An 18,698-nucleotide genomic window follows, 5' to 3' on the forward strand; every position below is an offset into this window, starting at 1 on the left:
CACATATAACAGCCATACTGGACGACTTGCGCCATGACCAAATTTCCTACTGCCGTAAACCTGCACAAAACCTCCAACACCCTCGGCCTCACCTACGGCCCCGACGAGGTGTACCAACTCCCCGCCGAGCTGCTGCGCACCCACTCGCCTTCTGCCGAGGTCCAGGGCCACGGCAAACCGATCCTGCAATTCGGCAAACTCAACGTTCGGTTGATCAAGATCGAACCGGCCGGTCAGTACGCACTGAAATTGACCTTCGACGATGGCCATGACAGCGGACTGTTCACCTGGGACTACCTCTACCAACTGGCCGTGCGCCAGGACGCGCTGTGGGCTGATTATTTGGCCGAACTCAAAGCTGCCGGAAAAACCCGCGACCCGAGCCAGTCGGTTGTGCGGCTGATGCTCTAGCCCAGGGGTCTTGCTCTTTAGAGGGCATTTTCTAATTTCATCTGCTTGAATGCCCTGTCGCGTGGCCAACGAATGGCCCGCTTGCGAAAAAAATTAAACTCGGGTAACCAATGGAACTGGCAAGTTCCCTGCATTTGACGATGCGGTATCAACGGTCACCCGAGTCGCAGTACCTGGCTTGTGTCGTGTATCGAAACTTGGTGCACAGAGCGGTAGCCGGTACTCGTCTTTCGGACAATGGAGCGTCGTAGATGAGTAACAAGAACAACGATGACTTGAAACGCCAGGCCTCGGAAAACACCCTGGGGCTCAACCCGATCATCGCGTTACGGAAAAAGGATTTACTCGCCTCGGCGAAGATGGTGCTGACCCAAGCCATCAAGCAACCGTTGCACAGCGTCAAGCACGTCGCCCACTTCGGCGTCGAATTGAAGAACGTGATGTTCGGCAAATCCGAGCTGGTGCCGGAAAGCGATGACCGTCGCTTCCACGACCCGGCCTGGAGCCAGAACCCGCTCTACAAGCGCTACCTGCAAACCTACCTGGCGTGGCGCAAGGAACTGCACGACTGGATCGGCGACAGCAACCTGTCGGAACAGGACATCAGCCGCGGCCACTTCGTGATCAACCTGATGACCGAAGCCATGGCGCCCACCAACAGTGCGGCGAACCCGGCGGCGGTCAAACGCTTCTTTGAAACCGGTGGCAAGAGCCTGCTGGACGGTTTGTCCCACCTGGCCAAAGACATGGTGCACAACGGCGGCATGCCGAGCCAGGTCAACATGGGCGCCTTTGAAGTGGGCAAGAGCCTGGGCACCAGCGAAGGCGCCGTGGTGTTTCGCAACGACGTGCTGGAGCTGATCCAGTACAAGCCGATCACCGAACAGGTGCACGAGCGCCCGCTGTTGGTCGTGCCGCCGCAGATCAACAAATTCTATGTATTCGACCTGAGCCCGGATAAGAGCCTGGCGCGATTCTGCCTGCGCAACGGCCAGCAGACCTTTATCGTCAGCTGGCGCAACCCGACCAAGGCCCAGCGCGAGTGGGGCCTGTCGACCTATATCGAGGCGCTGAAGGAAGCGGTGGATGTGGTCACCGCGATCACCGGCAGCAAAGACATCAACATGCTCGGTGCCTGCTCCGGGGGCATCACCTGCACCGCCTTGCTCGGCCATTACGCGGCGCTGGGCGAGAAGAAGGTCAACGCCCTGACCCTGCTGGTCAGCGTGCTGGACACCACCCTGGACACCCAAGTGGCGCTGTTCGTCGATGAGCAGACCCTGGAAGCGGCCAAGCGCCATTCCTACCAGGCCGGCGTGCTAGAAGGCCGCGACATGGCCAAGGTGTTCGCCTGGATGCGCCCCAACGACCTGATCTGGAACTATTGGGTCAACAACTACCTGCTGGGCAACGAGCCACCGGTGTTCGACATCCTGTTCTGGAACAACGACACCACGCGCTTGCCAGCGGCCTTCCACGGCGACCTGATCGAGCTGTTCAAAAACAACCCGCTGGTACGCGCCAATGCCCTGGAAGTGTGCGGCACGCCCATCGACCTCAAGCAGGTCACCGCGGATATCTACTCTCTGGCCGGCACCAACGACCACATCACACCGTGGCAGTCCTGCTACAAATCGGCGCAGCTGTTTGGCGGCAAGGTCGAGTTCGTGCTGTCCAGCAGCGGGCATATCCAGAGCATCCTCAACCCACCGGGCAACCCCAAGGCGCGTTACCAGACCAGTGACAGCCTGACGGCGAAGCCGCTGGACTGGCAGGAAAATGCCACCAAGCACACCGATTCCTGGTGGTTGCATTGGCAGGCGTGGCAGGCGGAGCGGGCCGGGAAGCTGAAGAAGGCCCCTACGAGTTTGGGCAACAAGACTTACGCCGCAGCGGAAGCGGCGCCGGGCACCTACGTACACGAACGATAAGCAGATGTATGGCTGAAATGCAGTCAGTGTGGGAGCTGGCTTGCCTGCGATAGCGGTGGGTCAGTGAGCTGATGGGCTGGCTGGAGGAATGCCATCGCAGGCAAGCCAGCTTTCACATGGACCGAGTTCCTACAGATAAACAGCACCACTTCACAGGGCTTGAGCATGCCGCAACCGTTCATCTTCCGCACCATCGACCTGGATGGCCAGACCATCCGCACGGCGGTGCGCCCGGGCAAGCCTCACTTGACGCCGCTGCTGATCTTCAATGGCATCGGCGCCAACCTTGAGTTGGTGTTTCCGTTCGTCCAGGCCCTGGACCCTGACCTGGAAGTGATCGCCTTCGACGTTCCCGGCGTCGGCGGTTCGTCGACGCCCAAACGGCCGTACCGGTTTCCCGGCCTGGCCAAGCTCACCGCGCGCATGCTCGACTACCTCGACTACGGCCAGGTGAGCGTGGTGGGCGTGTCGTGGGGCGGCGCGCTGGCGCAGCAATTTGCCTACGACTACCCGGAGCGCTGCAAAAAGCTGATCCTCGCGGCCACGGCAGCGGGCGCGGTGATGGTGCCGGGCAAGCCGAAGGTGCTGTGGCTGATGGCCAGCCCGCGCCGTTATATCCAACCGTCCCACGTGGTGCGCATCGCGCCGATGATTTACGGCGGCTCGTTCCGTCGTGATTCGAAACTCGCCGCCGAACACGCCAGCAAAGTGCGTTCGGCCGGCAAGCTCGGTTACTACTGGCAACTGTTCGCTGGGCTGGGCTGGACCAGCATCCACTGGCTGCACAAGATCCGCCAGCCGACCCTGGTACTGGCGGGGGACGACGACCCGCTGATCCCGCTGATCAACATGCGCATGCTCGCCTGGCGTATTCCCAACGCACAGCTGCACATCATCGATGACGGCCACCTGTTCCTGATCACACGGGCCGAAGCCGTGGCGCCGATCATCATGAAATTTCTCGAAGAGGAGCGCATGCGTGCGGTGATTCATCCGCGACCGGCCGTGTAAGGACCACACCGCCGCGCAACTTGCCAGGAACCGACTATGGTTCTGAATTGGCGTGCCTGTTGATGGCTTGACGAAGGAGTGTTGGCTCATGCGAGAAAGACCCGTGACGAACCCGGCGCCCACCCCGGCCGCGTTCATCAATGCGCAAAATGCGATCACCGGCCTGCGCGGTCGGGACCTGCTCTCGACCCTGCGCAGCGTGGCCGCCCACGGCTTGCGCAACCCGGTGCACACAGCCCGCCATGCCTGGGCGTTGAGTGGTCAACTGGGCCGCATCTTGCTGGGCGAAACCGTGCACGAGCCCAACCCCAACGACAGCCGCTTCGTCGACCCCACCTGGAAGCTCAACCCGCTGTACCGGCGCAGCTTGCAGGCCTACCTGAGCTGGCAAAAACAGACGCGCCACTGGATCGACGACAGCACCCTGAGCGCCGACGACCGCGCCCGTGCGCACTTCGCCTTTTCCCTGCTCAACGATGCCGTCTCCCCTTCCAACACCCTGCTCAACCCACTGGCCATCAAGGAGTTGCTCAACTCCGGCGGCAACAGCGTGGTGCGCGGCGTGACCCACCTGGTCGAAGACCTGCTGCACAACAACGGCCTGCCACGCCAGGTCAGCAAACATGCCTTTGAAGTCGGCAAGACGGTGGCGACGACACCGGGTTCGGTGGTGTTTCGCAATGAACTGCTGGAGCTGATCCAGTACAAGCCCATGAGCGAAAAACAGTACGCCAAGCCGTTGCTGGTCGTACCGCCGCAAATCAACAAGTACTACATCTTCGACCTGAGCCCGGCCAACAGCTTTGTGCAGTACGCGCTGAAAAACGGCCTGCAGACGTTTATGGTCAGCTGGCGCAACCCGGATGTACGCCATCGCGAATGGGGCTTGTCCACCTACGTCGCGGCGCTGGAAGAAGCGCTCAACGTGTGCCGCGCAATCACCGGCGCGCGCGAGGTCAACCTGATGGGCGCCTGCGCTGGCGGCCTGACCATCGCCGCACTGCAAGGCCACCTGCAAGCCAAGCGCCAGTTGCGGCGCATCTCCAGTGCCAGCTATCTGGTGAGTCTGCTGGACAGCCAGATCGACAGCCCCGCTACCCTGTTCGTTGATGAGCAAACCCTGGAAGCCGCCAAGCGCCGCTCCTACCAACAAGGCGTGCTGGATGGTCGCGACATGGCCAAGGTGTTCGCCTGGATGCGCCCCAACGACCTGATCTGGAACTACTGGATCAACAACTACCTGCTGGGCAAGGAGCCACCGGCCTTCGACATCCTGTACTGGAACAACGACAACACGCGCCTGCCTGCTGCGCTGCACGGCGACCTGCTGGACTTCTTCAAGCACAACCCGCTGAGCCATCCCGGCGGCCTGGAGGTGTGCGGTACGCCCATCGACTTGCAGAAGGTCACGGTGGACAGCTTCAGCGTGGCCGGGATCAACGACCACATCACCCCGTGGGACGCGGTGTATCGCTCCACCCAACTGCTGGGTGGCGACAAGCGCTTCGTGCTGTCCAACAGCGGGCATATCCAGAGCATTCTCAACCCACCGGGCAACCCCAAGGCCAACTACGTCGAGAACCCCAAGCTGAGCAGCGACCCGCGCGCCTGGTATTACGACGCCAACCACGTCGAAGGCAGTTGGTGGCCGCAGTGGCTGGAGTGGATCCAGCAACGCTCGGGCGTGCAGCGCGAAACCCTCACCGCCCTGGGCAACCAGAATTACCCACCGATGGAAGCGGCGCCAGGCACATACGTGCGGGTGCGCTGAGCTCAACGATCAGATTAAGAAGACTGGATGAAGACGCGCGACCGGATCCTTGAATGTGCCCTGCAGTTGTTCAACCAGAAGGGCGAACCGAACGTATCCACCATGGAGGTGGCCAATGAAATGGGGATCAGCCCCGGCAACCTCTACTACCACTTCCATGGCAAGGAGCCGCTGGTGCTCGGGCTGTTCGAGCGCTTTCAAAACGAGCTGGCACCGCTGCTCGACCCGCCGGCGGACGCGCAACTGGAGCCTCAGGATTACTGGCTGTTCCTGCACCTGATCGTCGAGCGCATGGCCCATTACCGCTTCCTGTTCCAGGACCTGTCGAACCTGGCGGGGCGCCTGCCAAAGCTGGCCAAGGGCATTCGCAACCTGCTCACCGCACTCAAGCGCACCCTGGCCTCATTGCTCGCACGGTTAAAGGCTGCCGGGCAGTTGGTCAGTGGCACCCAGGCGCTGGGACAACTGGTGGAGCAGATCACCATGACCCTGCTGTTTTCCCTGGACTACCAACGGATTCTCGACCGTGAGGGTGAGGTACAGGTCGTGGTCTACCAGATCATGATGCTGGTGGCGCCACACCTGTTGTCGCCAGCGCGGCAAGCGACCGAACAGCTCGCCCTGCGTTACCTGGATAATCCAATCTGATGTTTTGCGGGAATCGATTACGCCCAGCGCAACGGCCTTATCCCAACTTTCCAAACTGCTGAGTAAACTTAAATAGCTCGCTGTCGGTCTTGATACCCAATTTCCGATAAGCCGATTGTTTCTGCGTACTGATGGTACTCGCGCTGCGCGAAAATTTCGCCGCAATGGAGCTCACGGACATACCATCAAGAAAACAACGCAATACTTCCTGTTCTTTGGGTGTGAGACAGGCATTCAACCGTTGGGGCGCCGAAAGCTCAATTTTCGATCTTATAGTTGCCCGATCAACAATGGCTTGCACATCTTGAAGGCCCGGCAACATACACGGCTGCAAGTAGATCCGGCCTTGGGCAACCGTTCGAATTGCCGTGATCAATTCAGTGAGATTTTGCGTCTTGCCCAACACCCCCCAACTTCCCGCCCTCAACGCCAGCGATACGGTCGCGGGTGTGTAGTGCGAAGACACAATGAGCAACCTGCACTGCTTGAATCGTCGATTCAGGGATTGGATCAAGCTGAGGCCATCGAGCTCCGAGGGCCCCAGCGTAAAGTCCATGACCACCACATCCGCTGACGTTCGGACAAGCGCGTCAAACAAATCCCTGGCGGTGCCAAAGGAGCCTATTACTTCGAGATCGGCCTCCTTATCCAAGCCTAACTCGATCCCTTGCCGAACCATCTCATGATCATCCAGCAACATGACGGTGTACATCTTGGACATTGAAGTAGGCATAGCAAACCACTCAAGTGAGTACAACTCAGTACAAACAATTCCCTTTATGCGAGCACGGTATATCTCAGCTACACGCAGGGATCAACACAGAAAAATAATAAGGCTTACTCTTTCAGACCCATCTTACAGCAGCCCCTTACAGCGCACTGTCAATACAACTTATTTGAATCGAAATCGAACATTTCGAACAATCACTACCTCAATATCGTTACTTCTCTATAGGCAAATTTAGTGTTCCCGGAGACATTACGTTGTCCGCCACTTATGCACCTGAAAGTTCCGCATTTACAAAAGCGGTGGAAGAAAACCGACAATTTACGATTGGAAATATTATGAAATTCAACGCTCTCTCCAGCATTGCCGCTGCCATTGCCTTGGCCGCTGCCGTCTCGCAAACCGCCCATGCCGCCAATGACGGCACCATCAACTTCGCCGGACTGGTCAACGACACGACCTGCACCATTGAGGGTTCGGCACCGGGTACAGGGGCTGTGGTCAAGGACGTCAACCTGGGTGGTGTCTCGGCTGCACGCCTGGCGAAACCTGGCGACCGCGCCAACCTCACTGGCTTCACCATCCGCATCGGCGCACCCGGCGAAGGCAGCTGCACCAACGGCCGCACCGCAATGGTGGCATTCGACCCCACCAGCCCGGCGATTGACGTGGCAACCGGCCGCTTGAACATCGACGGCTACGACAACCCTGACGACACCGCCAACGCCAAGAACGTACAGGTTGAAGTCACTAACCGTAACGGCTCCCCGATCAACGTCTACACCGAAAAATCCGAAGGCGTGGTGATCGCAGACAACCAGGCCGTTATCCCATTGGCCGCACAGATGTACGCCACAGCACCGGCGACCGAAGGTACGGTCAAGACGCGCGTCGGCTTTATGGTCGTGTACGCCGACTAAGGGGCGCTTTGGCCTGCATCGGCAGGCCTTGCACCTAACGGGCCTGCCGCCGTTGCGCAGGCCCCACCCCGGATTCGAAGAGACCTGCGACCTTATGAAAAAAATGGCTCGCCTTGCGCTGGCCACCCTTGCCGTCGGGGTGTTGTCGCTACACGCGATTAGCGCCCATGCAGGGGTGATTATTTATGGTACCCGGGTGATCTTCCCGGCCGAGCAACAAGAGGTAGTCGTGCGCCTGGAAAACAAAGGTGAGCGCCCGGCGCTGGTGCAAACCTGGCTGGATACGGGTGACGTGCGTTCGACACCAGCGACCGCACAAACACCGTTTACCCTGTCACCGCCGATCTTTCGCATCGAGCCTTATCAGCAGCAGGCGTTGCGCCTGCGCTACTCGGGCGACCCGTCCCCCACAGATCGCGAAAGCCTGTACTGGTTGAACGTGCTGGAAGTCCCCCCGGTGAGCGCAGGGGCCGAACAAAACAACCAGATCGAACTGGCGTTCCGTACCCGCTTGCGTGTGTTCCTGCGCCCCAAGGCATTGCCCTATCCAGTGGGCAGCGCCCCGGCGAAGCTGCAATGGAAACTGGTGGCCCAGGAGCAAGGCTATGCGCTGCAGGCAACCAACCCGACGCCCTACCATATTTCCCTCACGGCGGTTGACCTGCTGAGCGAAGGAAAACGGTTCAGCAAAGCCCCCAACAAAGAGCCCAACGATGGCCTGCTGATGCCTGCCGGCGACGTGAAATTGTTTGCACTGCCGCAATTGCGCGACCGCCCCAGTGGCATACCCAAAGTCGAATTCACCACCGTCAGCGACTACGGCGCACGTGTGCGCCACTCGGCCAGCCTTTCTCCTTCAATTGCAAGATGACCTATTGCATGAACGCCACGCTCGTTTCACACCTGACAACCAGGCTCGGCGCCTTGGCACTCGCGCTGTTCAGCACAGTTGCCGCCCATGCCAGCGTCGTCATCAACAACACGCGGATTATCTACCCGCAGAACGACAAGGAAGTCACGGTACGGCTTGAAAGCAAGAACCAGGCCCCCGTCCTGGTCCAGGCTTGGCTGGACAACGGCGACGAACACTCAACGCCAGACGCGACCGGAATCCCGTTTATCGCCACACCGCCGATCTTCCGTATGGAGCCAGGCAAGCAGCAGGTCGTGCGACTTGCCTTTACGGGCGAGGACTTGCCATCGAAACAGGAGAGCCTGTTCTGGTTCAACCTGCTGGAGATTCCCGCTCAGGCGCAGGACGCCCAGCAGAGCAATCAATTGCAATTGGCCTTCCGCTCCCGGATCAAGTTGTTTTTCCGCCCGGCAGCCTTGCCCTATGGGGTCGAAGCCGCACCGGGAAAACTGCAGTGGCGTCACGAGTCGAGCGCGCAAGGCCAGGTGTTGGAAGTCTTTAACCCCACCCCCTACCACGTGACGTTCGATCAGATCGAAGTGCTGGAGGCGCAACAGCGTCATGCACGCAAGGCTGCCACCTCAGGCGCCGAGAACATGGTTGCCCCTGGCGGCCGCAACCGTTTTGAGTTGCCAAGTCTCAAGGCGCCGCCAGGCAAAGCGGCGACTGTCGAGTTCCAGACACTCGATGACTTTGGGGTAACCATCTCCCACAGCACCAAGGTTTCGACATGACCGATGAGACCCGACTGACACCGTAGCTTGCCAACTACGTAACCCACGTCATGCACACGTTCGGCTGATGCCCATTTTTCAGGGCAGGGCCCCCTGTTGCCCAGATTTACACAGTACCTATTTTTTGGAAGTGGTAAACATGAGTTTGAACACGCTCGCCAGCTCAAGACGCTGGCCTCCGACACGTTATCGTTTCGCACTTGCCGCACGCAGCCTGTTACTGCTCAGCGGTACCTGTGCCATAGGCGCCCACGCTGTCGAGAATGTCGAGTTCAACCCGGCCTTCTTTCCTGATGGTGCAGGCGGCCAGCACGTCGATATTTCGAAGTTCAGCCAGGGCAACGTTGTCTTGCCCGGCAGTTACCGCTCCGACGTCTACCTCAACGGCCAGTGGATAGGGCGCGAGACCTTGTCCTTCGTCGCGGTCGAAGGCAAGAACTCGGCACAAATGTGCCTGGAGCGGGATGCGCTGATCAGGTTCGGCATCGACCTGGACGCCCCGCAAAACCAGCCCGTCGAACCTGGCCGCGCGCCCGTCCCGGCGTTTGCCAGCTGCGAGGAGATGTCCACCTACCTGCCAGGCAGCACCGCTCAGTTCGATTCAGGTGAGAACCGCCTGAGCCTGCAGGTTCCACAAATCTACCTGACACGCAAAGCCCGCGGTTACGTCGACCCCAAGCATTGGGACGGCGGGGTCGATGCCGCGTTCGTGCGCTACAACGCCAACACCTTTGCCACTCGCACGAACGGCCGCTCGATCAACTCCCACTACCTGGGCCTGAACACCGGCCTCAACCTGGGTGACTGGCACTGGCGCCACAACGGCAGCTTCAGCCGGACAGTCACCGGCTCGGGCTATCAAAGCAGCAGCACCTACGTACAGCGCGAACTGAGCCCGCTGCGCTCACAATTGATGCTGGGCGAAATCTACACCCCGGGCGAACTGTTCGACAGCGTGCGCCTGCGCGGCGCCAGCCTGTTCAGCGATGACCGGATGCTGCCCGATTCCCTGACCGGTTTTGCTCCCGTGGTGCGCGGCATCGCCGAGACCAATGCACGAGTCACCGTGCGCCAGCGCGGCGTACTGTTGGATGAAGTCTCTGTGGCACCCGGCCCATTCGTGCTCAACGACCTGTTTCCGACCGGCTACGGTGGCGACTTGACCGTCACGGTGACTGAAGCCGATGGCCGCCAGCGCGAATTCATCGTGCCGTTCGCCGCCAACGCCAACCTGCTGCGTGCGGGCTACAGCCGGTACTCATTGAGTGTCGGCGTGCTGGATGAAATTGGTCTGCGCCATCCCCCTACCCTGGCGCAGGCGACTTACCAGCACGGCCTGAACAACCTGCTGACCGCCTACACCGGTGCAGTCATCGGGGAAGACTATCTGTCTCAATTGCTGGGTGCGGCGTTCAACACCCCGGTGGGGGCGCTTTCGCTTGACCTGACCACCTCAAGGGCGGCCATTCCAGGGCACGGATCGCGGAACGGGCAAAGCCTGCAATTGCGTTACAGCAAGAACTTCACCGACACCGGCACCCACTTTGCCCTGGGTGCCTACCGTTATTCCACGGAAGGCTTCCTGAGCATCGCCGACGCAGCACGGGTTCGCGACCTCGCCATCGACGGACGCAACCTGGACAACCTGTCACGCCTGCGCGACCGGATGGACATCAGCCTCAACCAAAGCCTGGGCAACGGTTCGGTGTACCTGACCGGCTCATCGCAAAACTACTGGAACCGCGCAAGCGGCAACCTGACCTTCACCGCGGGTTACACCAGCAGCTGGAAAGGTGTGCACTACACCCTCAGCGCCCAGCGCACCAAGGACTTGCTGAGCGACAGGATCGACAAGCAAGTGGAGCTGACCCTGAGCTTGCCACTGGGCAGCGATGCTCGCTCGCCGACCCTGACCACCACGGCCTTTCGCGGCAATCAAAGCAACGGCGAACGCCTGAACCTCGGCGGCACGATGGGCGAGCGCAGCGAATTCACCTACGGGGTTGGGGGCAGCCGGACCCAGGGCAGTGGTAACTCGGTAAGCGCCGACGTGAAATACCAGGCGAGCCATGGCGTGCTATCCGCAGGTTATGGCCAGAGCAACACCTACCGCGCGACATCAATGGGCATGACCGGTGGCATCGTCGCCCATGCGGGGGGCGTGACCTTCGCCCCGGAACTGGGCGACACGATCGGCATCGTCCAGGCCCCTGACGCACAAGGCGCACGGATCAACGGCAACCACGGCGCCCAAGTCGGCAAGAGCGGTTACGCCGTGGTGCCCCACCTCACGCCGTACCGCCAAAACGTAGTGGAACTGGACCCCAAGGACTTGTCCGTGGATGTGGAGCTCAAAACCGCCGCACAAAACGTCGCGCCGCGCGCCGGGTCGGTGGTGAAGTTGCAGTTCGATACGGTCAGCGGCCAGGCGCTCTTGATCACTGCACAGCGTGAAGATGGCAGCCCGCTGCCGTTCGGTTCGGATGTGTTCGATGAGGATGGCGCCAGCGTGGGCATTGTTGGCCAGGGCGGCAAGGCGTTTGTGCGCGTTGCGAAGGATCAGGGGCTGCTGACCGTCAAGTGGGGCAGTAATGACGACGCATCTTGCCGCCTGCAATACGGCCTGCAGCAAGACCCGGGGGGAGATGCTGCACCGCATTTACGCCATCTGGATGCTGGAACGTGCTCTGCCACCGACGGCTCCCAACAACCTCTTTCTGACTACAGGACATGAAGATGAAGTACCCCATCCTGCTCGCGTCGACACTACTTGCACTGGGCATGCCGATCGCTGCCCAAGCGAGGTGCGACAGGTTTCAAAATGACACGTTCACGCTGAACCTGCCCGCGACCATCACGGTCCCGGACAGCCTTCCCGTCGGGAGTGTCATCACTCGCCAAGCCTTCAGTGGTACGGCTCCCGCCTACTTTGCAAATTGCACCGTTGCCACCCACAGCGGAGTGTTTGGAAGATATTCCCGCCTGGTAGACCCGGCTACGGGGGCCTACCACACCGAGGTTCCAGGCATAGGCTTGACCATTACGATGATGTGGGCCGGCGGAGGACCAGCCTCCTTCGCACTTTACAACCAAGGTTACCAACAGGTTTACGGAAAAATCCCCAGCTTCACGTCAGCAGAGGCCACCTTCTACAAAATCGGCCCTGTGACCACCGGGACAGTACCGAGCGGCATGTTCTGGGAAAAGAACTGGGTTATCGCGCCAGAGCGTTTCCGCCTACAACTCGGCAGTCCTGTACGTTTTGTCAGGCCCGCAGCCACCTGCGACCTGGCAGCCGGTGACGTCAATCGCACCATCACGCTCCCGGACATACAGGTCAACGCCTTGAAGGACCAGGTTTACGCAGGCGTACAAAACTTCGACCTGACCGCCAATTGCACCAATGCCGCCAACGTCACCTTCCGCGTTACGGGGACGCCTGCACCAGGAAACACAGTGCTCTTCGCCAATGCAGGCAGCGCTGGCGGAGTAGCACTGTGGCTCTACTCACGCATCAATGGCGTACCCCAGACCATCAGTAACAACGGCTCGCGCACCTTGGCCGTTTCGGGCAATCGCGCAGTAGTCCCGCTCAGTGCGGCTTATCACAAAAACGGTACGGTCAGCCAAGGCACGCTCGCCAGTACCGTCACCGTCAATATCACTTACAACTAAACCCCTTGAGGAGTATCAATGAACGCCCGAGTCATTACCCTGCTGGCGGCAATCACTGCAAGCTTGGCCGCCAACGCTGTACAGGCCGCAACTACCGGAACCTTGAACTTTAAAGGCCAGGTCAACGCAGGGACCTGCAACCTGGCTGCTGGAGATGTGAACCGCACAATCACTCTGCCGACTGTCAAGATTTCCGACTTTGACTCGGCTGTCTATGCGGGGGAGTACGATTTCGACATTTCCGCTGACTGCGAATCAGACATTAAAAATGTGATTTTCAAATTCGCGGGTACCGCCGACACAGGCAATGCGCTGCTGTTTAAAAATACGGGGACGTCAGGTGGCACTGCCGTATGGCTGAGATCAGGAGCAACTATCCCAGCCAACGGCAGCGATGCACAACGCAGTCGTACAGTTGCCACGACTAACAAAAAGGCGGTTGTGCCACTCAAGGCGGCCTATCACAAAACCGGGGCAGCGATCACCCAAGGCACATTGGTCAGCGCCGTTACGGTGTCCATTACCTACAACTGATCAACCACTTGGTCTGCACGCAAAAAAAACCCGACCTCTACAGGTCGGGCATTTTTTGTGTCCCGTGAAAATCAGGACTGACTGGATGGCGTCGGGGTTACCGGCGATGCAGCCGGGGCAGCAGCGGGCGTCGGCGCAGACACCGAGTTGGCGGTCGAAACGCTCGGCGCAGCGGCAGGCTTGGCTACAACAGCGGGCTTAGGCGCTGCTGGTTTTTTCGCGACTGCCGGTTTTTTCGCCGCAGGCTTGACTGCTGGCTTGGCCACTGCGGGTTTAGCGGCGGGTTTAGCCGCTGCCGGCTTGGTAGCAGGTTTGGCAGCCGCCGTTTTCGCCGCAGGTTTGGCAGCCGCTTTGACAGCAGGTTTAGCCGCTGGCTTGGCCGCCGCTTTCGCAGCTACCGGTTTAGCGGCAGGCTTGGCGACCGATTTGGCGGCCGGTTTGGCTGCGGCCGTTTTTGCCACTGGCTTGGCCGCAGGTTTAGCTGCGGCTTTTGCCGGCGCCTTGGCCGCAGGTTTTGCAGCTGGCTTGGCAGCGGCTTTCACCAAGGGCTTGGCGGCGGTTTTAGCAGCCGGTTTGGCAGCCGCCGTTTTAGCGGCAGGCTTGGCGGCGGCGGTTTTCACTGGAGCCACTTTGGCGCCGGTGAGTTTTTCGATTTGCTTGGTCAGGGTATCGACCTTGCTGTGCAGCGCCTTGACTTCAGCTTTGCTCGGCACGCCCAGGCGCGAAATGGCGCTGTTAAGACGCTTGTCCAGAGCCCCTTCGAGCTCACCCCAAGTACCCAGCACTTGTTTCTTCGCATCACTGATGCGCGAACCAGCGGTGGCTTTGGCAGCCGTGACTTTTTTACCCACTGCGCTATTGGCTACTTTCTCGGCCTTCTCGCCGTCTTTAACCAAGGTCTCGAAGAGTTTGCTGCCGTCACTGTCGATCTTCGAGTAAACGCCTAAACCAGCCAGCCAGATCTTGCGGGAATATTCTTCAACTTTCCCGACCCACGAGCTGCCTTCTTTCTGAGGTTTCTTTTGAACAGCCATCCCGATGTCTCCTTAGTGTTTACGCGCGACACGTTCGAGCAATGCCGTCAGCTCTTCGAGCTTAGCAGAGAGTGTCTCCACGTCATGTTTAGACGCAATGCCGATTCGATTCAAGGCACTTGCAACACGAGTATCAAAAGCTTTTTCAACTTTATCCAGCTGAACTTCTACCAGACCTTTGACGGAGGAGACATTGCTCTTTACTTGGTCAATCTGACTGTTGGCGGCCTCAAGTTGTTCAACTGCAACTTTTTTGCCTTTACTTTCAACATGTTGACCTGCCTTAACGAGTTCCTTGAAGTACTCGCTGCCCTCGCTTCCGACCTTGGCATAGGCACCAAGACCTGCCAGCCAGATCTTGCGGGCGTAGGTTTTAACGTCGCTCAGGGCAGTGGTCTGGGTGTCGACTTTTTTCTTCAAGATAACTTTGGCCATGGTGCACCTCACGCAGAATAGGGTGGAGGAACGGCCCGCAGGAGTTGAGGGCTTGCGCACAAAGTAGGAGGAAAAATTAGAATCGGCACCCTAGAACACGCCAATCAAGCCAGCGCTTTATCCAACGCTTTCTCGATTTCGGACTTGATAGTGCCACTCATGGCCGACATCAACAGGCCCAGCTCCACATCAATACGCAGCGAATCATCCGCCACTAGTACCGTGCCTTTAACCCCCGAGCGCTTGAGGTTCAAGGTATCGCCAGACCACGATGGCTCCAGGCCATATTGCTCCTTGAGTTTATGCGCCAACTTCTCGGCCTTTGCCCGCGCGGCTTCTTTACCCAGGGAATGTGCACGCTCAACAGTAATACGGGCCATTGCAATGACTCCTCTTTATAGCGGTTTGGATACCTTCGATGCGGCAAAAGGTCTCGGTGACCACCCATCTTACCTTCAGCCTTGCCAAGACAAAGTAGGCCTTGGGGATTATCATGTGCCGCATTCTCTTTTGGTGACAGCGATATGACTGATCAGCGCAAAGGCAGCGATGCCGAACCCACCACTCACTTCGGCTTCAAGAACGTCCCGGAAAGCCAAAAGGCGGAAAAAGTCGCTGAGGTGTTCCACTCCGTTGCGGCCAAGTACGACCTGATGAACGACGTGCTCTCCGGCGGCATGCACCGCCTGTGGAAGCGCTTCACCATCGAGCTATCGGGCGTGCGCACCGGCAACCGCGTGCTGGACATCGCCGGCGGCACGGGCGACCTGGCGGCCAAGTTCTCCAAGCTCGTCGGCCCCACCGGCCAGGTGGTACTGGCAGACATCAACGGTTCGATGCTCAAGGTCGGTCGTGACCGCCTGCTCGACAAGGGTGTGGCCGGCAATATCGAATTCGTCCAGGCCGACGCTGAAAAGCTGCCGTTCCCCGACAACCATTTCGACTGCGTGACCATCGCCTTCGGCCTGCGCAACGTGACCCATAAAGAGGACGCGATCCGCTCGATGCTGCGTGTGCTCAAGCCGGGCGGCCGCCTGTTGGTGCTGGAGTTCTCCAAGCCGACCAACGCGATCATGTCCAAGGTCTACGACACCTATTCCTTCGCCTTCATGCCGTTGATGGGCAAGCTGATCACCAATGACGCCGAAAGCTACCGCTACCTGGCCGAATCGATCCGCATGCACCCCGACCAGGAGACCCTGAAGTCGATGATGGTAGAGGCCGGTTTCGACCGCGTGACCTACCACAACATGACCTCCGGCATCGTTGCCCTGCACCGCGGCATCAAGCCCTGATGCTCTTCCAGGGCCTTCTCGCCAGCGTCGAACACGGCCTCAACCGTGTCCTGCGCCTGGACAGCACCGCCCTGGCGCGGCTTGCGCACTTGACTGGCAAGGTGATTGCCGTCGATTGCCGCAGCCCCGCCTTGCAGCTGTTTATCCTGCCCAGCGATGAAGGCCTGCTGCTCGCCAGCACCTGGGCTGCCGAGGCCGACTGCACCCTGCGTGCGCCGGCGTCGAGCCTGTTGCACCTGGCCTTGAGCCGCAACAAGACGGCGATCCTGCACAGCGCCGAAGTGGAGCTGGAAGGCGACAGTTCAGTGCTGATGGACCTGGCCGCTGTACTGCAAGACCTGGAACTGGACTGGGAATATGAGCTGTCACGCTGGATCGGCCCCGTGGCCACCCAGTTGATCAGCGGGCACCTGCGCAGCCGTTCGCGCTGGTACCAGCAAGGGTTCGCCAGCCTCAACCAGAACCTTGCCGAATACCTGAGCGAAGAATCGCGCACCCTGGTCGGAGAACGGGAAGCGCAAGCGCGCTTTCGTGAACTCGACAAGGCCAAAATCGACCTGGAACGCCTTGAGGCGCGCTTCGAGCGCCTGAGCCGTTCCCTTGATCCAAGCGATAACGCATGAAGCTGCTCGCCGTCCGCCGTTTGTTTCGTATCCAGCGCGTCGTAATCCGCTACCAACTCGATGACCTGCTGTTCGCCCTACCACTGCCGTGGTTCCTGCTGGCCGTGCGCTATGTGCTGCCGTGGCGCTGGTTCCCGCGCAAAAAGCTGGAGTTGAGCCGTGGTGCGCGCCTGCGCCTGGCGTTGCAGGACCTGGGGCCGATCTTTATCAAGTTCGGGCAGATCCTCTCGACCCGCCGCGACCTGCTGCCCGAAGACATCGCCGACGAGCTGATGCTGCTGCAAGACCGCGTGCCGCCGTTCGACTCCCAGCAGTCGATGAAGCTGATCGAAGAACAGCTGGGCCAGAAGATCAGCGAGGTGTTCAGCCGCTTCGACGTCGAGCCACTGGCGTCGGCCTCCGTGGCGCAAGTACACGCGGCGCAGCTCAAGAGCGGCGAAGAAGTGGTGGTAAAGGTCATTCGCCCGGGCCTCAAGCCGATCATCGGCCAGGACCTGGCGTGGCTGTTCATCCTCGCCCGCGCCGCAGAGCGTTTCAGCGCCGATGCACGCTTGCTGCACCCGGTGGACGTGGTCGCCGACTACGAAAAAACCATCTACGACGAACTCGACCTGCTGCGCGAAGCGGCCAACGCCAGCCAGCTCAGGCGCAACTTCGAAGGCTCAGAGCTGCTGTACGTGCCGCAAGTGTATTGGGACTGGTGCCGCCCGAAAGTGCTGGTGATGGAGCGCATCTACGGCGTACAGGTCACCGACCTCGCGACCCTGGCCGACCAACGCACCGACATGAAGATGCTCGCCGAGCGTGGCGTGGAGATCTTCTTCACCCAGGTGTTCCGCGACAGCTTCTTCCACGCCGACATGCACCCGGGCAACATCTTCGTCAGCACCGTCAACCCGTGGAGCCCGCAATACATCGCGATCGACTGCGGCATCGTCGGCAGCCTCACGCCGCAGGACCAGGACTACCTGGCGCGCAACCTGTTCGCCTTCTTCAAGCGCGACTACCGCCGCGTGGCGCAGTTGCACATCGATTCCGGCTGGGTGCCGGCCGAGACCAAGCTGAATGAATTCGAAGCGGCGATCCGCACGGTGTGCGAGCCGATCTTCGAAAAACCGTTAAAAGATATTTCCTTCGGCCAGGTGCTGATGCGCCTGTTCCAGACCGCGCGGCGCTTCAATATGGAAGTGCAGCCGCAGTTGGTGCTGCTGCAAAAGACCCTGCTGAACATCGAAGGCCTGGGCCGCCAGCTGTACCCGGACCTCGACCTGTGGAACACCGCCCAGCCGTTCCTCGAACGCTGGATGCGCGAGCGGGTCAGCCCGAAAACCCTGCTGGGCAACCTGCACAGCCAGGTCGAGCAACTGCCGCACCTGGCCAACATGACCCGCGACCTGCTGGAGCGCATGTCCCAGCCCCACGCCAAAGACCCCGCGCCGCCGTGGCACACACGCAAGGACGACTGGTTCCTGCGCCTGCTCGGCGCCGCGCACCTGACCGGCGGTATCGTGCTCGCCCTCGGTGGGCCGTTGAATGCGCTGGGCTACTGGCCGGCTGGCATCATGGTCGCCGTGGGTGTTTATCTGATCGTGCGTCGATAGCCGATCCGGTTATACACTGTCGCAAATTGCCGGAGCCGAACATGAAAGACTGGCTGGACGAGATCAAGTGGGACAGTGACGGCCTGGTGCCGGCCATTGCCCAGGACTACAAGACCGGGCGCGTGCTGATGATGGCCTGGATGAACCGCGAGGCCCTGAGCCTCACTGCCACTGAGCAGCGCGCCATTTACTGGTCACGTTCGCGTGGCAAACTGTGGCGCAAGGGCGAAGAGTCCGGGCACGTGCAGACCCTGCACGAGATGCGCATCGACTGCGACGCCGACGTGGTGATCCTCAAGGTCGAGCAGATCGGCGATATCGCCTGCCACACCGGCCGTCACAGCTGCTTCTACCGCGTGTTCGAGAACGGCGAGTGGAAGGTTGTCGAACCGGTGCTCAAAGACCCGCACGCCATCTATTCCGCAGGACACTAGA

Annotated in this window: 19 protein-coding genes; 15 read left to right on the forward strand and 4 right to left on the reverse strand. The window is 60.1% G+C overall.

Translation table 11 applies throughout. The features are described 5' to 3' along the window. Nucleotides 1-33 precede the first annotated feature (33 nt). The 5 genes from ACZRMO_RS12285 (at nt 34) to ACZRMO_RS12305 (ending at nt 5,772) form a co-directional block, all read left to right on the forward strand. Nucleotides 34-411 (forward strand): gamma-butyrobetaine hydroxylase family protein, encoded by a 378-nt coding sequence (locus ACZRMO_RS12285; RefSeq protein ID WP_463973029.1) that lies wholly within the window; start codon nt 34-36, stop codon nt 409-411. Nucleotides 412-662: 251 nt separating this feature from the next. Then, nucleotides 663-2,342 carry a class II poly(R)-hydroxyalkanoic acid synthase gene (gene phaC, locus ACZRMO_RS12290; protein WP_463973030.1) on the forward strand — a complete coding sequence of 560 codons (1,680 nt, stop codon included), beginning with the start codon at nt 663-665 and terminating at the stop codon, nt 2,340-2,342. A 165-nt stretch (nt 2,343-2,507) separates the two neighbouring features. Further along, nucleotides 2,508-3,353 carry a poly(3-hydroxyalkanoate) depolymerase gene (gene phaZ, locus ACZRMO_RS12295; protein ID WP_017738853.1) on the forward strand — a complete coding sequence of 282 codons (846 nt, stop codon included), beginning with the start codon at nt 2,508-2,510 and terminating at the stop codon, nt 3,351-3,353. An 88-nt stretch (nt 3,354-3,441) separates the two neighbouring features. Then, the gene (gene phaC / locus ACZRMO_RS12300) at nt 3,442-5,124 is read left to right on the forward strand and encodes a class II poly(R)-hydroxyalkanoic acid synthase (RefSeq protein WP_463973031.1); all 1,683 of its coding nucleotides are present in this window, start codon (nt 3,442-3,444) and stop codon (nt 5,122-5,124) included. Nucleotides 5,125-5,151: 27 nt separating this feature from the next. Beyond that, nucleotides 5,152-5,772: a TetR/AcrR family transcriptional regulator gene (locus ACZRMO_RS12305; RefSeq protein WP_124525444.1), complete on the forward strand. Its 621-nt coding sequence runs from the start codon at nt 5,152-5,154 to the stop codon at nt 5,770-5,772. A 37-nt stretch (nt 5,773-5,809) separates the two neighbouring features. Here the strand turns inward: ACZRMO_RS12305 and ACZRMO_RS12310 are convergent, their stop codons facing one another. Beyond that, nucleotides 5,810-6,472, reverse strand: a complete 663-nt coding sequence (locus ACZRMO_RS12310; RefSeq protein WP_463973032.1) for a response regulator transcription factor — start codon at nt 6,470-6,472, stop codon at nt 5,810-5,812. Nucleotides 6,473-6,837: 365 nt separating this feature from the next. Between ACZRMO_RS12310 and ACZRMO_RS12315 the strand changes: the two genes are divergently transcribed. The 6 genes from ACZRMO_RS12315 (at nt 6,838) to ACZRMO_RS12340 (ending at nt 13,275) form a co-directional block, all read left to right on the forward strand. Further along, entirely contained in the window at nt 6,838-7,419 is a 582-nt protein-coding gene (locus ACZRMO_RS12315) for a fimbrial protein (protein WP_463973033.1), read from the forward strand. A 94-nt stretch (nt 7,420-7,513) separates the two neighbouring features. Then, nucleotides 7,514-8,290 carry a fimbrial biogenesis chaperone gene (locus tag ACZRMO_RS12320; protein WP_463973034.1) on the forward strand — a complete coding sequence of 259 codons (777 nt, stop codon included), beginning with the start codon at nt 7,514-7,516 and terminating at the stop codon, nt 8,288-8,290. 8 nt (nt 8,291-8,298) lie between these two features. Further along, a complete protein-coding gene (locus ACZRMO_RS12325) occupies nt 8,299-9,066 on the forward strand; it encodes a fimbrial biogenesis chaperone (RefSeq protein WP_463973035.1) in 768 nt (255 codons plus the stop codon). A 139-nt stretch (nt 9,067-9,205) separates the two neighbouring features. After that, entirely contained in the window at nt 9,206-11,800 is a 2,595-nt protein-coding gene (locus ACZRMO_RS12330; RefSeq protein WP_463973036.1) for a fimbria/pilus outer membrane usher protein, read from the forward strand. 2 nt (nt 11,801-11,802) lie between these two features. After that, the gene (locus ACZRMO_RS12335; RefSeq protein ID WP_463973037.1) at nt 11,803-12,741 is read left to right on the forward strand and encodes a fimbrial protein; all 939 of its coding nucleotides are present in this window, start codon (nt 11,803-11,805) and stop codon (nt 12,739-12,741) included. Between the two features lie 18 nt (nt 12,742-12,759). Continuing rightward, nucleotides 12,760-13,275 carry a fimbrial protein gene (locus tag ACZRMO_RS12340; RefSeq protein WP_463973038.1) on the forward strand — a complete coding sequence of 172 codons (516 nt, stop codon included), beginning with the start codon at nt 12,760-12,762 and terminating at the stop codon, nt 13,273-13,275. A gap of 71 nt (nt 13,276-13,346) precedes the next feature. On the opposite strand, the gene ACZRMO_RS12345 is transcribed toward ACZRMO_RS12340, so the two are convergent. The 3 genes from ACZRMO_RS12345 to ACZRMO_RS12355 form a co-directional block, all read right to left on the reverse strand. Then, nucleotides 13,347-14,309: a phasin family protein gene (locus ACZRMO_RS12345; RefSeq protein WP_463973039.1), complete on the reverse strand. Its 963-nt coding sequence runs from the start codon at nt 14,307-14,309 to the stop codon at nt 13,347-13,349. 12 nt (nt 14,310-14,321) lie between these two features. Continuing rightward, complete coding sequence (locus ACZRMO_RS12350; RefSeq protein ID WP_124525436.1) at nt 14,322-14,744, reverse strand: phasin family protein; 423 nt, start codon at nt 14,742-14,744, stop codon at nt 14,322-14,324. Nucleotides 14,745-14,848: 104 nt separating this feature from the next. Further along, nucleotides 14,849-15,124: a polyhydroxyalkanoic acid system family protein gene (locus tag ACZRMO_RS12355; protein WP_124525435.1), complete on the reverse strand. Its 276-nt coding sequence runs from the start codon at nt 15,122-15,124 to the stop codon at nt 14,849-14,851. A 144-nt stretch (nt 15,125-15,268) separates the two neighbouring features. Between ACZRMO_RS12355 and ubiE the strand changes: the two genes are divergently transcribed. From ubiE to hisI, 4 genes are read left to right on the forward strand one after another with little or no spacing between them, the layout of a single operon-like run. Beyond that, on the forward strand, nt 15,269-16,039 hold the full coding sequence (gene ubiE, locus ACZRMO_RS12360) for a bifunctional demethylmenaquinone methyltransferase/2-methoxy-6-polyprenyl-1,4-benzoquinol methylase UbiE (RefSeq protein ID WP_017738839.1): 771 nt from the start codon (nt 15,269-15,271) through the stop codon (nt 16,037-16,039). After that, nucleotides 16,039-16,662, forward strand: coding sequence for a ubiquinone biosynthesis accessory factor UbiJ (locus ACZRMO_RS12365; RefSeq protein WP_017738838.1), 624 nt, complete (start codon nt 16,039-16,041; stop codon nt 16,660-16,662). The genes ubiE and ACZRMO_RS12365 overlap by 1 nt, the downstream gene beginning before the upstream one ends. After that, nucleotides 16,659-18,263, forward strand: a complete 1,605-nt coding sequence (gene ubiB, locus ACZRMO_RS12370) for a ubiquinone biosynthesis regulatory protein kinase UbiB (RefSeq protein WP_463973040.1) — start codon at nt 16,659-16,661, stop codon at nt 18,261-18,263. Before ACZRMO_RS12365 ends, ubiB begins: the two co-directional genes overlap by 4 nt. A gap of 41 nt (nt 18,264-18,304) precedes the next feature. Continuing rightward, the gene (hisI, locus tag ACZRMO_RS12375) at nt 18,305-18,697 is read left to right on the forward strand and encodes a phosphoribosyl-AMP cyclohydrolase (protein WP_012721796.1); all 393 of its coding nucleotides are present in this window, start codon (nt 18,305-18,307) and stop codon (nt 18,695-18,697) included. Nucleotide 18,698 lies beyond the last annotated feature (1 nt).

This window comes from Pseudomonas sp. B611, from assembly GCF_055407965.1.

Bases quoted from the DNA above. Each gene is read 5' to 3' on its own strand.
- ACZRMO_RS12285 (WP_463973029.1), top strand. From the start codon at position 34: ATGACCAAATTTCCTACTGCCGTAAACCTGCACAAAACCTCCAACACC.
- phaC (WP_463973030.1), top strand. From the start codon at position 663: ATGAGTAACAAGAACAACGATGACTTGAAACGCCAGGCCTCGGAAAAC.
- phaZ (WP_017738853.1), top strand. From the start codon at position 2,508: ATGCCGCAACCGTTCATCTTCCGCACCATCGACCTGGATGGCCAGACC.
- phaC (WP_463973031.1), top strand. From the start codon at position 3,442: ATGCGAGAAAGACCCGTGACGAACCCGGCGCCCACCCCGGCCGCGTTC.
- ACZRMO_RS12305 (WP_124525444.1), top strand. From the start codon at position 5,152: ATGAAGACGCGCGACCGGATCCTTGAATGTGCCCTGCAGTTGTTCAAC.
- ACZRMO_RS12310 (WP_463973032.1), bottom strand. From the start codon at position 6,472: ATGTTGCTGGATGATCATGAGATGGTTCGGCAAGGGATCGAGTTAGGC.
- ACZRMO_RS12315 (WP_463973033.1), top strand. From the start codon at position 6,838: ATGAAATTCAACGCTCTCTCCAGCATTGCCGCTGCCATTGCCTTGGCC.
- ACZRMO_RS12320 (WP_463973034.1), top strand. From the start codon at position 7,514: ATGAAAAAAATGGCTCGCCTTGCGCTGGCCACCCTTGCCGTCGGGGTG.
- ACZRMO_RS12325 (WP_463973035.1), top strand. From the start codon at position 8,299: ATGAACGCCACGCTCGTTTCACACCTGACAACCAGGCTCGGCGCCTTG.
- ACZRMO_RS12330 (WP_463973036.1), top strand. From the start codon at position 9,206: ATGAGTTTGAACACGCTCGCCAGCTCAAGACGCTGGCCTCCGACACGT.
- ACZRMO_RS12335 (WP_463973037.1), top strand. From the start codon at position 11,803: ATGAAGTACCCCATCCTGCTCGCGTCGACACTACTTGCACTGGGCATG.
- ACZRMO_RS12340 (WP_463973038.1), top strand. From the start codon at position 12,760: ATGAACGCCCGAGTCATTACCCTGCTGGCGGCAATCACTGCAAGCTTG.
- ACZRMO_RS12345 (WP_463973039.1), bottom strand. From the start codon at position 14,309: ATGGCTGTTCAAAAGAAACCTCAGAAAGAAGGCAGCTCGTGGGTCGGG.
- ACZRMO_RS12350 (WP_124525436.1), bottom strand. From the start codon at position 14,744: ATGGCCAAAGTTATCTTGAAGAAAAAAGTCGACACCCAGACCACTGCC.
- ACZRMO_RS12355 (WP_124525435.1), bottom strand. From the start codon at position 15,124: ATGGCCCGTATTACTGTTGAGCGTGCACATTCCCTGGGTAAAGAAGCC.
- ubiE (WP_017738839.1), top strand. From the start codon at position 15,269: ATGACTGATCAGCGCAAAGGCAGCGATGCCGAACCCACCACTCACTTC.
- ACZRMO_RS12365 (WP_017738838.1), top strand. From the start codon at position 16,039: ATGCTCTTCCAGGGCCTTCTCGCCAGCGTCGAACACGGCCTCAACCGT.
- ubiB (WP_463973040.1), top strand. From the start codon at position 16,659: ATGAAGCTGCTCGCCGTCCGCCGTTTGTTTCGTATCCAGCGCGTCGTA.
- hisI (WP_012721796.1), top strand. From the start codon at position 18,305: ATGAAAGACTGGCTGGACGAGATCAAGTGGGACAGTGACGGCCTGGTG.